The organism is Paracoccus sp. Ld10, assembly GCF_045064235.1.
GTDB lineage: Bacteria > Pseudomonadota > Alphaproteobacteria > Rhodobacterales > Rhodobacteraceae > Paracoccus.
On the sequence record NZ_JBISHD010000023.1, the window covers coordinates 126,950 to 141,474 of the forward strand.

The window sequence follows — 14,525 nt, forward strand, 5'->3', positions numbered from 1 at the left end:
TTCCTTGAAAGCCCCATGCAGTATGGGAAGGCGAAAAGGCCGGTCAACACAAAAGACAAAGGCCCGGCACTGGGTGCCGGGCCTTTGCAGGATCGTTCAGGTGTCGCGATCAGTCGTCGCTGCCATCCTTGGGCAGATCCACCGGATCGGCCGCAGGGGTGGCAAAGGACGCCTCGGGCGCGGCCAGGGCTGCAGCAGCCTCGGCATCGGCGCGGCGGGCCTCGATGACCTCGGCGTCGCGTTCCGTCGCGATGCGGCGAACGCGCGTGGTCGCACCACCGGTGCCCGCCGGGATCAGGCGGCCCACGATGACGTTCTCCTTGAGGCCGACCAGCTTGTCGCGCTTACCTTGGACAGCGGCCTCGGTCAGCACACGGGTCGTTTCCTGGAAGGACGCGGCCGAGATGAAGCTGCGGGTCTGCAGCGACGCCTTGGTGATGCCCAGCAGGACAGGCTCGCCCGTGGCGGGACGTCCGCCGCGTGCCTCGATCTTGGCGTTCTCCTCGACGAACTCGTCACGCTCGACGTTCTCGCCCTTCAGCAGCGTGGTGTCGCCGCCGTCCAGGATCTCGATCTTCTGCAGCATCTGGCGAACGATCACCTCGATGTGCTTGTCGTTGATCTTCACGCCCTGCAGTCGATAGACGTCCTGCACCTCATCGATGAGATAGTCGGCCAAGGCCTCGATCCCCATGATGCGCAGGATGTCATGCGGCGCAGGATTGCCGTCCATGATATAGTCACCCTTCTGCACGAAGTCGCCTTCCTGCACCGGGATGTGCTTACCCTTGGGCACCATGTATTCGACGGCGGTGTTGCCTTCCTCGGACGGCTCCAGCGTGATGCGACGCTTATTCTTATAGTCCTTGCCGAACCGCACATAGCCGTCGATCTCGGCGATGATCGCGTGATCCTTGGGACGACGAGCCTCGAACAGTTCCGCAACGCGCGGCAGACCACCGGTGATGTCCTTGGTCCGCGCACCTTCGCGCGGAATGCGGGCCACCACGTCGCCGGGTTTGATCTCCTGGCCATCCTCGATCGACAGCACGGCATCCACCGACATCGGATAGCTGACCGGGTTGCCCTGGTCGTTGCGCACCGGTTCGCCGTTGGCGTCCATGATGATGATCTCGGGCTTGAGGTCGTTGCCTTTCGGCGCCGACCGCCAGTCGGTCACGATCTTCTGGGTCATGCCCGTCGCATCGTCGGTCTCGTCGCGGACCGAAATCCCCGACATCAGGTCGACGAACTTGGCGATGCCGCCCTTCTCCGCGATGATCGGCAGGGTATAGGGGTCCCATTCGAACAGTTTTGCGCCGCGGATAACCCGCTCGCCTTCCTTGACGAACAGCTTGGAGCCGTAGAACAGCTTGTGGCTGGCCCGCTCCTGCCCCTGATCGTCCAGAACCAGCAGCTGCATGTTCCGCGACATCACCACCTGGTCACCATTGGCGTTGCCCAGGATGTTGGCGTTGCGGTACGACACCGTGCCCTCGTGGGACGCGGCCTGGAACGACTGCTGGCCACCCTGTGCAATGCCGCCGATGTGGAACGTCCGCATCGTCAGCTGGGTGCCCGGTTCGCCGATCGACTGTGCGGCGATGATGCCGACAGCCTCGCCGATGTTGACCAGCGTGCCACGGGCCAGATCGCGGCCATAGCATAGCGCACAGATCCCGTCCTCGGATTCGCAGGTCAGCGCCGAACGGATGCGCACGGACAGCACGCCCGCCGCCTCGATCGCATCGGCCTTGCGCTCGTCGATCACGTCGTTGGCACGCACGATGATCTCGTCGCTGCCCGGGACCAGAACGTCCTCGGCCGTTGTGCGGCCCAGAACCCGTTCGGCCAGCGGGCTGATCACCTCGCCGTCGTTCACGGCAGCGGATGCCGTGATCGCGCGCTCGGTTCCGCAATCATGCTCGCGGATGATGCAGTCCTGGGCGACGTCGACCAGACGACGCGTCAGATAGCCCGAGTTCGCGGTCTTCAACGCGGTGTCCGACAGACCCTTCCGGGCGCCGTGGGTCGAGTTGAAGTATTCAAGAACGGTCAGACCTTCCTTGAAGTTCGAAATGATCGGCGTCTCGATGATCTCGCCCGAGGGCTTGGCCATCAGGCCGCGCATGCCACCCAGCTGCTTCATCTGGTTGACCGAGCCACGCGCACCGGAATGCGCCATCATATAAACAGAGTTCGGCTCCATTTCGGCGCCATTCTCGTCCTTCTTGGTGGCCGAGATGGTCGACATCATGGCCTCGGTCACACGGTCGTTGCACTTTGACCAGGCGTCCACGACCTTGTTGTACTTTTCGCCCTGGGTGATCAGGCCGTCCAGATACTGCTGTTCGAACTCCTTCACCTGCTCCTGCACTTCGCCGACGATGGTCCATTTGGTGTCGGGAACGACCATGTCGTCCTTGCCAAAGCTGATGCCGGCCTTGAAGGCCTCGCGGAAGCCCAGACCCATGATCTGGTCACAGAAGATCACCGATTCCTTCTGACCGCAGTAGCGGTAGACGGTGTCGATGACGACCTGCACGTCCTTCTTGCGCAGCAGCCGGTTGACCAGTTCGAACGGCGCCTTTGCGTTCAGCGGCAGCAGACCGCCAAGCCGCAGACGGCCCGGGGTGGTGTCGAAACGGGTCCAGACCTCGTTGCCGTTCTGGTCGATCTGCTTCAGGCGCGCCTGAATCTTGGCATGCAGATGCACCTCGCCGGCGGCCAGGGCGTGCTCGACCTCGTCGATGTTGGCAAAGGCCATGCCCTCGCCCTTCATTCCCTCGCGGCTCATCGAGACATAGTACAGTCCCAGGATCATGTCCTGCGACGGCACGATGATCGGCGCGCCGTTGGCGGGCGACAGCACGTTGTTCGTCGACATCATCAGTACGCGCGCTTCCAGCTGCGCTTCCAGCGACAAGGGCACGTGCACGGCCATCTGATCGCCGTCAAAGTCGGCGTTGAACGCCGAACAGACCAGCGGGTGCAGCTGGATCGCCTTGCCTTCGATCAGGATCGGCTCGAACGCCTGAATGCCGAGACGGTGCAGCGTCGGCGCACGGTTCAGCAGCACCGGATGCTCGCGGATGACCTCGTCCAGGATGTCCCAGACCTCGGGGCGTTCCTTTTCGACCAGCTTCTTGGCCTGCTTGACCGTGCTGGACAGACCCTTCGCCTCAAGGCGCGAATAGATGAACGGCTTGAACAGCTCCAGCGCCATCTTCTTGGGCAGGCCGCACTGGTGCAGTTTGAGTTCCGGGCCGGTCACGATGACCGAACGACCCGAAAAGTCGACGCGCTTGCCCAAAAGGTTCTGGCGGAAGCGGCCCTGCTTGCCTTTCAGCATGTCCGACAGCGACTTCAGCGGGCGACGGTTGTTGCCCGTGATGACGCGACCGCGACGGCCGTTGTCGAACAGCGCGTCGACCGACTCCTGCAGCATGCGCTTCTCGTTGCGCACGATGATGTCGGGCGCGCGCAGTTCGATCAGCCGCTTGAGGCGGTTGTTCCGGTTGATCACCCGGCGATACAGGTCGTTCAGGTCCGACGTGGCGAACCGGCCGCCGTCCAGCGGGACCAGCGGGCGCAGTTCCGGCGGAATGACCGGGATCACGGTCAGGACCATCCATTCCGGACGGTTGCCCGATTCGAGGAACGATTCGACGATCTTCAGGCGCTTGATGATCTTCTTGGGCTTCAGCTCGCCGGTGGCGGCCTTCAAGTCCTCGCGCAGCTGGTCGGCGGTCGCCGCCAGATCGATATTGGCCAGCATCGCACGGATCGCTTCGGCACCGATATCCGCCTGGAAGGCGTCGGCACCAAAGTTGTCCTGCGCGTCTAGGAATTCTTCCTCGGACAGCAGCTGACCATAGGTCAGGTCGGTCAGACCCGGCTCGATGACGACATAGTTCTCAAAGTACAGGATGCGTTCCAGATCGCGCAGCGTCATGTCCAGCATCAGGCCGATGCGGCTCGGCAGCGACTTCAGGAACCAGATGTGCGCAACGGGGGCGGCCAGTTCGATATGGCCCATCCGCTCGCGGCGGACCTTCTGCAGGGTCACCTCGACGCCGCATTTCTCGCAGACCAGACCGCGATACTTCATGCGCTTGTACTTGCCGCACAGGCATTCGTAGTCCTTGATCGGACCAAAGATGCGCGCGCAGAACAGGCCGTCACGTTCCGGCTTGAACGTGCGGTAGTTGATGGTTTCGGGCTTCTTTACCTCGCCAAAGGACCAGGCCAGAATTTCTTCAGGCGAGGCCAGCGAGATCTTGATTTCATTGAACTGCCGCGGCGGGGCCAGCGGGTTCAGGGGGTTCGTGGCAAGTTCCTGGTTCATTCTCAATTCCTAATGAAGGGCATGGAGGAAGGGGTGGTGAGGGCCAAAGCCCTCACTCGTCCTCGTCCACATCCAGGAGTTCCATGTTGAGGCCCAGACCCCGGACCTCCTTGACCAGCACGTTGAACGATTCCGGCACACCAGCCTCAAAGTTGTCCTCGCCCTTGACGATGGACTCATAGACCTTGGTGCGGCCTGCAACGTCGTCCGACTTGACGGTCAGCATTTCCTGCAACGTGTATGCCGCGCCATAGGCCTCCAGGGCCCAGACCTCCATCTCGCCAAGACGCTGGCCACCGAACTGGGCCTTGCCGCCCAACGGCTGCTGCGTGACCAACGAGTACGGACCCGTCGAACGCGCGTGCATCTTGTCATCGACAAGGTGGTGCAGCTTCAGGACGTACTTCATGCCCACGGTGACCTTGCGAGCGAACTGTTCGCCCGAACGGCCATCGAACACCACCGACTGGCCCGAAGTGTCGAACCCTGCACGGGTCAGCGCGTCGTTGACGTCGGCTTCCTTGGCACCGTCAAAGACCGGCGTGGCGATCGGAACACCCGTGCGCACCGTGTCGGCGTGCTCGCGCAGCTGTTCGTCCTCCATGCCCTCGAACGTGTCGGCGTACAGATCGTCACCGTAACCGATGCGCATCGCCTCGCGGACCGGGGTCATGTCGCCATTGCGGCGATAATCCTCCAGCGCCTCGTCGATCTTGAGGCCCAGGGCACGGCTGGCCCAACCCATGTGGGTTTCCAGGATCTGACCCACGTTCATGCGCGACGGAACGCCCAGGGGGTTCAGAACCAGGTCGACGGGGGTACCATCCGCCAGAAACGGCATGTCCTCCATCGGGACGACCTTGGACACGACGCCCTTGTTGCCGTGACGACCGGCCATCTTGTCCCCCGCCTGCAGCTTGCGCTTCACGGCGACGAACACCTTGACCATCTTCATCACGCCCGGCGGCAGGTCGTCGCCCTGACGGACTTTCTCGACCTTGTCCTCGAAGCGGGCTTCCAGCAGCTTCTTCTGGATGTCGTACTGACCGTTCAGCGCCTCGACATCCTTGGCGATGTCCTCCTCGCCGATGGCCAGCTGCCACCACTGACCGCGGGACATGGTGCCCAGCAGCTCATCGGTGATCTCGGTCCCCGACCTGATGCCTTTCGGGCCCTTCAGGGCGGTCTTGCCCATGATCAGGGTCTTCAGGCGCGCATAGATGTTGCGGTCCAGAATGCCCTGTTCGTCGTCACGGTCGCGCGCCAGACGCTCGACTTCCTCGCGCTCGATCTGCAGGGCACGCTCGTCCTTGTCGACGCCGTGGCGGTTGAACACCCGGACCTCGACGATCGTGCCATAGGCGCCGGGCGGCAGACGCAGCGACGTATCGCGGACGTCGGACGCCTTTTCACCAAAGATGGCGCGCAGCAGCTTTTCTTCCGGCGTCATCGGGCTCTCGCCCTTGGGGGTGATCTTGCCCACCAGGATGTCGCCCGGTCCGCATTCGGCGCCGATATAGACGATGCCGGCTTCGTCCAGATTACGCAGGGCTTCTTCGCCCACGTTCGGGATGTCGCGGGTGATCTCTTCCGGCCCCAGCTTGGTGTCGCGGGCCGCAACCTCGTATTCATCGATATGGATCGAGGTGAACACGTCGTCGCGGTGAATCCGCTCGCTGATCAGGATCGAGTCCTCGTAGTTGTAGCCGTTCCACGGCATGAACGCGACGACCACGTTCCGACCGATCGCCAGCTCGCCCTGGTCGGTCGAGGGACCGTCCGCGATGACCTGGTTGGCCACGACCTTCTCGCCCACCTTCACCAACGGACGCTGGTTGATGGTCGAGGACTGGTTCGAGCGCTTGAACTTGCGCAGACGATAGATGTCCACGCCCGCGTCGCCCGCACCCATGTCCTCGGTCGCCCGGACCACGATCCGCTGCGCATCGACCTGGTCGATGATGCCGCTGCGGCGCGCCATGATCGCGGCGCCCGAATCGCGGGCCACTGTGGCTTCCATGCCGGTGCCGACGAACGGCGCCTCCGCACGCAGCAAAGGCACGGCCTGACGCTGCATGTTCGAGCCCATCAGCGCGCGGTTGGCGTCGTCGTTCTCAAGGAACGGGATCAGCGCCGCAGCAACCGAGACCAGCTGCTTGGGCGACACGTCGATCAGATCGACGGCATCGACCGGGTTCAGCATGAAGTCGCCCGACTGGCGGGTCGAGATCAGCTCGTCGGTAAAGTCGCCGTTCTCGTCTAGGGTCGCGTTGGCCTGCGCCACGGTGTGACGCATTTCCTCGGTCGCGGACATGTAGACAACGTCGTCGGTCACATGACCGTCGACCACCTTGCGATAAGGCGTCTCGATAAAGCCGTACTTGTTCACCCGTGCGAATGTCGCAAGGCTGTTGATCAGGCCGATGTTCTGACCTTCCGGTGTCTCGATGGGACACATCCGGCCATAGTGGGTCGGGTGAACGTCGCGAACCTCAAAGCCTGCGCGTTCGCGCGTCAGACCGCCCGGCCCAAGGGCCGACAGGCGACGCTTGTGCGTCACTTCGGACAGCGGGTTGGTCTGGTCCATGAACTGCGACAGCTGGCTGGAGCCAAAGAATTCACGCACCGCCGCCGCTGCGGGTTTCGCGTTGATCAGGTCCTGTGGCATGACGGTGTCGATCTCGACCCCGGACATGCGCTCGCGGATGGCACGCTCCATGCGCAGCAGGCCGACGCGGTACTGGTTCTCCATCAGCTCGCCGACCGAACGCACCCGGCGGTTGCCGAGGTGGTCGATGTCGTCGATCTCGCCCTTGCCGTCGCGCAATTCGACCAGGCCGCTGATGCAATGCACGATATCCTCGTGGCGCAGCGTGCGTTGGGTGTCAGGCGCATCCAGGTTCAGACGCATGTTCATCTTGACCCGGCCCACTGCGGACAGGTCATAGCGCTCGCTGTCAAAGAACAGCGAGTTGAACAGGTTCGATGCGGCCTCGACGGTGGGCGGCTCGCCCGGGCGCATGACGCGATAGATGTCCATCAGCGCGCCTTCGCGGCCCATGTTCTTGTCGGCAGCCATGGTGTTGCGGATATACGGACCGACGTTGACGTGGTCGATATCCAGCACCGGAACATCGGTAATGTCGTTGTCCAGCAGCACCTTGAGCAGGCCGCCGGTCATCTCGCCCTGCTTGTCGTATTCCGCGGTGATCTCGTCGCCAGCTTCGGCATAGATGAAGCCGGTCTGGTCGTTGACGATGTCCTTGGAGACAAAGCGGCCGACGATGCGTTCGAACGGGACGAACAGGTTCAGCTGTTCCTCGGCTTCCAGCAGCTTCTTGACCAGACGGGGCGTGACCTTCTCGCCAGCCTTGGCGATGACCTCGCCCGTATCGGCGTTGACCAGATCAAAGATCGGGCGCGTGCCGCGCATCCGCTCCGGGAAGAACCGGGTGACCCAGCCCTGCTCGCGGCCCTCGCGGCGCAGGGTATAGGACACGGTTTGATAGAACGCATCCATGATCGCTTCCTGATCCATGCCCAGGGCATAGAGCAGCGTCGTCACCGGCAGTTTGCGGCGGCGGTCGATGCGCGCGAACACCAGATCCTTGGCGTCGAATTCAAAGTCCAGCCAGGATCCGCGATAGGGAATGATGCGGCAGGCGAACAGCAGCTTGCCCGAGCTGTGCGTCTTGCCGCGGTCATGGTCAAAGAACACGCCCGGGCTGCGGTGCATCTGGGACACGACCACACGCTCGGTGCCGTTCACAATGAACGTGCCGTTCGTCGTCATCAGGGGCATGTCACCCATGAAGACGTCCTGTTCCTTGATGTCCTTGACGGATTTCGCCCCGGTGTTTTCGTCGACATCAAACACGATCAGACGCAGGGTGACCTTCAGCGGCGCGGCATAGGTCATGTCGCGCTGCTGGCACTCGTCCACGTCGTATTTCGGCTTTTCCAGCTCGTACTTCACGAATTCCAGCGTCGCCGTCTCGTTGAAGTCCTTGATCGGGAACACCGACTGGAACACGCCCTGGATACCGTCACCATCGTTATGACCGCTGCCCTCGCCCGAGTTCAGGAACAGGTCATAGGAGGATTTCTGAACCTCGATCAGGTTCGGCATCTCCAGAACTTCACGGATGTTGCCATAATAGCGGCGGATCCGCTTTTGGCCGACATAAGCTTGCGCCATGGGGTCTTGTCACCTTTCGTCTTCGCGCGCGTCCGGGTCGGGGCCCCCGGAACGCACCTACGAATGCAGGGGTGAGGTTCCATTCGTGCCACGCGTCCCACCGCGCGGCTCCCGAACCTCGAACATGCCCTGAAGGAATGTCCGCCAGCCGGACCGCCCTTCAAGACAGGTTCGGCAGGGACCGGGAAACCCCGGACCCTGCCTGTCTTCAACCGATCAAAGGATCGATTACTTCAGCTCGACTTTGGCGCCGGCTGCTTCCAGCTTTTTCTTCACTTCTTCGGCGTCAGCCTTGGAAGCGCCTTCTTTGACCTTGCCGCCAGCTTCGACCAGGTCCTTGGCTTCTTTCAGGCCCAGACCGGTGATGCCGCGAACTTCTTTGATCACGTTGATCTTGTTGGCGCCGGCTTCGACCAGGACGACGTCGAATTCGGTCTTCTCTTCCGCAGCTTCGCCAGCAGCAGCCGGGCCAGCCATCATCACAGCGCCGCCAGCAGCGGGCTCGATGCCATACTCATCCTTCAGGATGGTCTTCAGTTCCTGTGCTTCCAGCAGCGTCAGGCCCACGATTTCTTCGGCAAGTTTCTTCAGATCAGCCATTTTTCCGTTCTTTCCAGTTAATGTTCCAACGTCGGGTGTTCAACCACCAGTCGGGAATAGGTTGCTTACGCAGCCTCACGTTCCTCAAGGGTCGTAAGAATGCTCGCGATGTTCGAAGCAGGCGCGCCAATGGCACCGGCGATGTTCGAAGCAGGCGCACCAAGGCACGACGCGATCTGAGCAATCAGCTCATCACGCGACGGCATCGAGGCGACGGCTTTCACACCGGCCGGATCCAGAGCCGAGTCACCCATCGCACCACCCAGGATCACGAAACGTTCGTTATCCTTGGCGTACTTGTCGGCGATCCGCGCAGCAGCGGTCGGATCCTCCGAATAGGTGATCACGGTCATGCCCGTCAGATAGTCGGCGATGCTTGCGCAAGGCTTACCTTCCAGGGCGATCTTGGCGAGCTTGTTCTTGGCAACGCGAACCGAACCACCGACTTCGCGCATGCGCGAGCGGAGATCCTGCATATGTGCAACCGTCATCCCCTCGTAGTGGGCAACCACCACGACGCCAGAGCTTTCAAAGATCTGGCCGAGTTCGTCGACCAGCTGTTCTTTCTGTGCTCTATCCACGGTTTCACTCCAAGTTGGGGGTTTCCCCCCGCTCTCACTTTTCCCGGTCTCGAACGGGACCGGGTCGGGTCCGTAAGGGCAAGATCACCCGAAGGACTGTGCCTTCGGAAAAACGCTTCCCCATCTCAGGAAGGCAATTAAGCAAGGTTTCCCCCGCACCCTCCGTCTCGGACAGGACAGGGCCGCGTGCGGCCCCGCCATTCCCTGCCCTTGTCCGGCAGGGAAATTCCTTTGGTCAGCTCGCGGTTGCGGAAACCACGTCGATCGACACGCCCGGACCCATGGTCGAGCTGATCGAGACCTTTTTCATGTAGGTGCCCTTGGCACCCGTCGGCTTGGCACGGCTGACCGCGTCCACAAAGGCGCGCAGGTTCTGAGCCAGCTTGTCCTCGTCGAACGAAACCTTGCCGATGCCGGCATGGACCACGCCGGCCTTCTCGGCCTTGAACTGGACTTCGCCACCCTTGGCTGCTTCGACGGCCGATTTCACGTCCATCGTCACGGTGCCGACCTTGGGGTTCGGCATCAGGTTGCGCGGGCCCAGGATCTTGCCCAGACGACCGACCAGCGGCATCATGTCCGGCGTCGCGATGCAACGGTCGAACTCGATCTTGCCGGACTGGATGGTTTCCATCAGGTCCTCGGCGCCGACGATATCCGCACCGGCGGCCTTGGCTTCGTCAGCCTTGGGGCCACGGGCGAACACGGCGACGCGGACGTCCTTGCCGGTGCCTGCGGGCAGCGTGACAACGCCACGGACCATCTGGTCGGCGTGACGCGGGTCGACGCCCAGGTTCAGCGCGATCTCGACGGTCTCGTCGAACTTGGCGGAAGCCTGCGTCTTGACCAGCTTGACCGCGTCTTCGACGGTCAGGTTCATCTTGCCTTCAAAGGCGGCGCGCGCAGCGGTTTTCTTCTTCGAATGTGCCATGATCAGCCCCTCACCTCGATACCGATCGAACGGGCCGAACCCACGATGATCTTCATCGCGGCGTCCACATCATTCGCGGACAGATCGGCCATCTTGGCTTCGGCGATCTCGCGGATCTGCTTGACCGTGACGGTGCCTGCGGTCGAGCGACCCGGCTTGTCCGAACCCTTGGCGCGGTTGCGCTTGCCAACCGGCTTCAGCCCTGCGGCTTTTTTCAGCAGGAACGACGCCGGTGCCGTCTTGGTCGCGAACGTGAACGACTTGTCGGCGTAATAGGTGATGACGACGGGCACGGGCGAGCCCGGCTCCATCTCCTGGGTCTTGGCGTTGAACTCTTTGCAGAACGCCATGATATTGATGCCGCGCTGACCGAGAGCCGGGCCGACGGGGGGCGACGGGTTCGCTTGGCCCGCCTTGATCTGCAGCTTCAGGCTGCCAACAACTTTCTTGGCCATGTGGCCTTCTCCTTTGTCATCAAGCCCCGAAAGGGGGCCGATTTAGCGGTGCGGCCTCACAGCCTCCCGCAGCCAATCACGAAGATTTGGAAACCTGCGTGAATTCCAGTTCGACCGGCGTGGGCCGGCCAAAGATCGACACCGTCACCTTGATGCGCGATGAAATCTCGTCGATTTCCTCGACCATCCCCGAGAACCCTTCGAACGGGCCATCGGTCACGCTGACCTTCTCGCCCACATCGAAACGGATCAGGTTGCGCGGCGCGACAGGTGCGCCGTCGTCCGAACGGTGCAGCATCATGTTCACTTCGTCGTCACGCATCGGCATCGGCTTGCCCTGCGCGCCCAGAAAGCCCGTGACGCGGTTGATCGAGTTAACCAGATGATAGGTCCGGTCCGACATCTCCATGTGCACCAGCACATAGCCGGGCATGAAGCGACGCTCGGACGTCACCTTCTTGCCGCGACGGATCTCGATCACCTCTTCGGTGGGGACCAGAACCTCATCGATCTGGTCGTCCAGGCCCTTCTCGGTGACGGACTGTCGAATCGCCTCGGCGACCTTCTTTTCGAAGTTCGACAGGACGCTGACCGAATACCACCGTTTTGCCATGTCTCGACCGATCCCTGCTCATCTTTCGGGAATCACGCGGCTACCGCGCCAACCCTTTGAATTCCATAATGTCCGGAAATATGTAAATCGGCGCGCATGCGCATTCGATGCACGCCGTGTCCCGGACAGTCGGGGGCAAATACCGCCCCCTGCCCGCAATTGCAAGCCCCGATCAGCCGCTGATCAGGCGCAGCCCCTGCGTCAGACCGGTACGGATCGTCAGGTCGACCAAGAAAAAGAACAGGCTGGTGATGGATGCGAAGATCAGGACCATGATGGTCGTCGTGATCACCTCACGGCGCGTCGGCCATGCGATCTTGGCAGCTTCGGCGCGGACCTGGTTGATGAACTGGACGGGATTGGCCACGGGCGGCTCCTTGAGCAAATGCGTTCGCGGGTCTAGCCGGGCAGTTCCGGCAATTCAACCCTGATCGCGGTCAGGTCGCAGGTCTGGCGAAAGGACCTGGCAGGGGCAGGGGGACTCGAACCCACGACCCTCGGTTTTGGAGACCGATGCTCTACCAACTGAGCTATACCCCTGAGGTCGGGTCTGATTAGTGCCAGCCCGCCTGCCCGTCAAGCAGATAACCAGCAGCTACAGAAACCGCGGAAACTCGATCTTCGGGCAGCGGTCCTGAATGACAGCAATGCCACGCGCCCGTGCCCGCTCTGCGGCCACATCATCGCGCACGCCCAGTTGGGTCCAGATCACCCGCAGGTCGGGCAGATGCGCCAGCGCGTCGTCGACGACCTGCCCCACCGCGTCGGAACGGCGAAAGATGTCGACCAGCTGCACCCCTTCCGCATCCGGAATATCCGCCAGAGAGGCGTAAACCCGCTCACCCAGGATGGTCTGGCCATCATGTCCGGGATTGACGGGAATGACACGGATGCCCTGGGACTGAAGATATCTGGCGACACCCCAACTGGGCCGTGCTTCGTTGGGCGACAGGCCCACCATCGCCACGACCTTGGTCTGGCGGGCGATACGCGCGATATCGTGGTCTTCGTCTGCAAGAATGGCCATGATCGTCTCTCCCTTGCGGCGCACCCACAGGTTGCAGCCTCTCATAGAAAAAGCGCCCGGTCCATGTTGTGGCCGGGCGCAAGTCGCGGAACGAGGGACAGTGATCTGGACACGACCGTTCCGGGGTCATGCCATGAGATGTAAATGGGCATCAGCCGGAAAAGTTCCAGACAAATCGCGCATTCGTGATTATCAGACCATCAGCGCTTGCGGAACATTCCGCGCGCTTCGTCCACGATCCGTGCCGGATCGCTGGTCAGGCGGCGTTCAGCGACCCCCGATTCCAGCAGATACAACCGGCCGGCCACCACCGCGAAATGGCGCGGGTCGCCCATCTGCGGACGCCCGTCGATGATCGAGACCGGGCACATTCCGCCCAGTGCCGGGGCGAATGATCGCGGGTTGGCCTCGAACCGGGCACGGTTCTCTTCGGATGCGAAATGCCACAGCTGGCCCTTCCACATCGTCGCGATATCGCTGCGTCCGGGAATCGGCCGCCCCGCCTGAACGTATCCCACGGGATCGAACCCGCCCACGGCCCAGTCCTGCGCCGCCGCCGGAAGGGCGATCGCAAGGCTGATCAGCAGGGACAGGACACGGGCTTTCATGACGACTCGACTGTTGCGGTCCGGTCTTTTTGACAGCAGCCGGACCAAATCTCAACGCGCGTGGCATAAACGTCGCAGGGATGTGATATTCAGGCACGCCCCGCGGAATACAGCGCCACGGCTGCGGCGTTCGAGACGTTCAGCGATCCGAAATCGGCCGCGAACGGGATGCGCGCGACATGGTCGCAGGTCTTCATGGTCAGCTCGCGCATGCCCGGCCCTTCGGCACCCAGAACCAGACAAACGGCACGGCCCGACAGATCCGACATCAGGTCGGGCAGCGATTCGGTCCCGGTGCCATCCAGGCCCACCAGAATAAATCCCATGTTCTTCAGCTGGGTCAGCGCCTCGGCCAGGTTCGGCACCCGCAGATAGGGCTGGCGTTCCAGCGCGCCCGACGCGGTCTTGGCCAAGGCCCCCGTCTCTGGCGCGGAATGGCGGGACGGGGCAATGACCGCCCGCGCGCCGAACACCTCGGCCGACCGCAGGATCGCGCCGACATTGTGCGGGTCGGTCACCCGGTCCAGCGCCACCAACAGCGGGCGCGTCTCTCCCGGCGCCTCGCGCAGGGCGACCTCGGACAGGCTGCCCCATTTCAACGGCTTGACCTCCAGCGCGGCGCCCTGATGGACGCTTTCGGCGGCCAGACCCACGGTTTTGTCAAAGACCCGCGGATCGGTGATCTCGGGCTCCATCCCGTGCAGGTCGCCCAGCCGGGTGACCGCGTTCTGGGTGACCACCAGACGCAGCTTTTCGCGTACCGGGTTGGCCAGCGCGTCGCGCACGGCGTGCAGGCCGAACAGCCAGACCGTCTCGGCGGCGGCGGCGCGGCGGGCGCGTTCCTTGTCGATGACCCATGTGGGCTTCTTGGCGTTTCCGCTTTTGTCGGACATGCGCGGCCTCCTTTCCTTGTGGACCCTTCTCTGCGCGCAGGGCGCGCATCGCGCAAGCCCCGGAAATCCGCTTGACGGCCCCCGACGGGGCAGCTAATCACCCCGCACGCCGAAAGCGATCGGCGGGCGACGTGCTGCAAGGTGCGGCAGCGGACTGTAACTCCGCCGGGGAGACCCACGCCTGGTTCGATTCCAGGGTCGCCCACCACTTTCCCGACATTCCGGATGATCAAGTGGTGGCAGGTTCATTCCTGCAAAGGGCTTTTGCTGT

Annotated in this window: 11 protein-coding genes and 2 tRNA genes; 1 reads left to right on the forward strand and 12 read right to left on the reverse strand. The window is 62.6% G+C overall.

Going from position 1 to position 14,525, the window contains the following annotated elements; genetic code table 11:
* Positions 1 to 109: 109 nt before the first annotated feature.
* The 12 genes from rpoC to rlmB form a co-directional block, all read right to left on the reverse strand.
* Positions 110 to 4,348, reverse strand: a complete 4,239-nt coding sequence (gene rpoC / locus ACJJVR_RS05915; protein ID WP_405402977.1) for a DNA-directed RNA polymerase subunit beta' — start codon at positions 4,346 to 4,348, stop codon at positions 110 to 112.
* A gap of 52 nt (positions 4,349 to 4,400) precedes the next feature.
* Positions 4,401 to 8,546: a DNA-directed RNA polymerase subunit beta gene (rpoB, locus tag ACJJVR_RS05920; protein WP_405402978.1), complete on the reverse strand. Its 4,146-nt coding sequence runs from the start codon at positions 8,544 to 8,546 to the stop codon at positions 4,401 to 4,403.
* Positions 8,547 to 8,774: 228 nt separating this feature from the next.
* Positions 8,775 to 9,146: a 50S ribosomal protein L7/L12 gene (rplL, locus tag ACJJVR_RS05925; RefSeq protein WP_405402979.1), complete on the reverse strand. Its 372-nt coding sequence runs from the start codon at positions 9,144 to 9,146 to the stop codon at positions 8,775 to 8,777.
* A gap of 65 nt (positions 9,147 to 9,211) precedes the next feature.
* Positions 9,212 to 9,727: a 50S ribosomal protein L10 gene (gene rplJ / locus ACJJVR_RS05930; RefSeq protein ID WP_405402981.1), complete on the reverse strand. Its 516-nt coding sequence runs from the start codon at positions 9,725 to 9,727 to the stop codon at positions 9,212 to 9,214.
* Positions 9,728 to 9,962: 235 nt separating this feature from the next.
* Entirely contained in the window at positions 9,963 to 10,658 is a 696-nt protein-coding gene (gene rplA / locus ACJJVR_RS05935; protein WP_405402983.1) for a 50S ribosomal protein L1, read from the reverse strand.
* Positions 10,659 to 10,660: 2 nt separating this feature from the next.
* Positions 10,661 to 11,113: a 50S ribosomal protein L11 gene (gene rplK, locus ACJJVR_RS05940; protein ID WP_042249108.1), complete on the reverse strand. Its 453-nt coding sequence runs from the start codon at positions 11,111 to 11,113 to the stop codon at positions 10,661 to 10,663.
* Between the two features lie 76 nt (positions 11,114 to 11,189).
* Positions 11,190 to 11,726 (reverse strand): transcription termination/antitermination protein NusG, encoded by a 537-nt coding sequence (gene nusG / locus ACJJVR_RS05945; protein ID WP_405402985.1) that lies wholly within the window; start codon positions 11,724 to 11,726, stop codon positions 11,190 to 11,192.
* 172 nt (positions 11,727 to 11,898) lie between these two features.
* A complete protein-coding gene (gene secE / locus ACJJVR_RS05950; RefSeq protein ID WP_405402986.1) occupies positions 11,899 to 12,093 on the reverse strand; it encodes a preprotein translocase subunit SecE in 195 nt (64 codons plus the stop codon).
* A gap of 97 nt (positions 12,094 to 12,190) precedes the next feature.
* Positions 12,191 to 12,266 (reverse strand) — tRNA-Trp (locus tag ACJJVR_RS05955).
* Between the two features lie 55 nt (positions 12,267 to 12,321).
* Positions 12,322 to 12,753 (reverse strand): CoA-binding protein, encoded by a 432-nt coding sequence (locus ACJJVR_RS05960; RefSeq protein ID WP_405403551.1) that lies wholly within the window; start codon positions 12,751 to 12,753, stop codon positions 12,322 to 12,324.
* A gap of 200 nt (positions 12,754 to 12,953) precedes the next feature.
* The gene (locus tag ACJJVR_RS05965; protein WP_405402988.1) at positions 12,954 to 13,361 is read right to left on the reverse strand and encodes a YHS domain-containing (seleno)protein; all 408 of its coding nucleotides are present in this window, start codon (positions 13,359 to 13,361) and stop codon (positions 12,954 to 12,956) included.
* Between the two features lie 89 nt (positions 13,362 to 13,450).
* Entirely contained in the window at positions 13,451 to 14,254 is an 804-nt protein-coding gene (gene rlmB / locus ACJJVR_RS05970) for a 23S rRNA (guanosine(2251)-2'-O)-methyltransferase RlmB (protein WP_405402989.1), read from the reverse strand.
* Between the two features lie 124 nt (positions 14,255 to 14,378).
* Between rlmB and ACJJVR_RS05975 the strand changes: the two genes are divergently transcribed.
* Positions 14,379 to 14,462 (forward strand) — tRNA-Tyr (locus ACJJVR_RS05975).
* The last annotated feature ends 63 nt before the right edge of the window (positions 14,463 to 14,525 follow it).

Excerpts from the sequence above, each read along its gene's own strand:
- rplK (WP_042249108.1), bottom strand. The coding sequence starts at position 11,113 with ATGGCCAAGAAAGTTGTTGGCAGCCTGAAGCTGCAGATCAAGGCGGGC.
- ACJJVR_RS05965 (WP_405402988.1), bottom strand. The coding sequence starts at position 13,361 with ATGAAAGCCCGTGTCCTGTCCCTGCTGATCAGCCTTGCGATCGCCCTT.
- rpoC (WP_405402977.1), bottom strand. The coding sequence starts at position 4,348 with ATGAACCAGGAACTTGCCACGAACCCCCTGAACCCGCTGGCCCCGCCG.
- rplA (WP_405402983.1), bottom strand. The coding sequence starts at position 10,658 with ATGGCACATTCGAAGAAGAAAACCGCTGCGCGCGCCGCCTTTGAAGGC.
- rpoB (WP_405402978.1), bottom strand. The coding sequence starts at position 8,546 with ATGGCGCAAGCTTATGTCGGCCAAAAGCGGATCCGCCGCTATTATGGC.
- ACJJVR_RS05960 (WP_405403551.1), bottom strand. The coding sequence starts at position 12,753 with ATGGCCATTCTTGCAGACGAAGACCACGATATCGCGCGTATCGCCCGC.
- rlmB (WP_405402989.1), bottom strand. The coding sequence starts at position 14,254 with ATGTCCGACAAAAGCGGAAACGCCAAGAAGCCCACATGGGTCATCGAC.
- rplL (WP_405402979.1), bottom strand. The coding sequence starts at position 9,146 with ATGGCTGATCTGAAGAAACTTGCCGAAGAAATCGTGGGCCTGACGCTG.
- nusG (WP_405402985.1), bottom strand. The coding sequence starts at position 11,726 with ATGGCAAAACGGTGGTATTCGGTCAGCGTCCTGTCGAACTTCGAAAAG.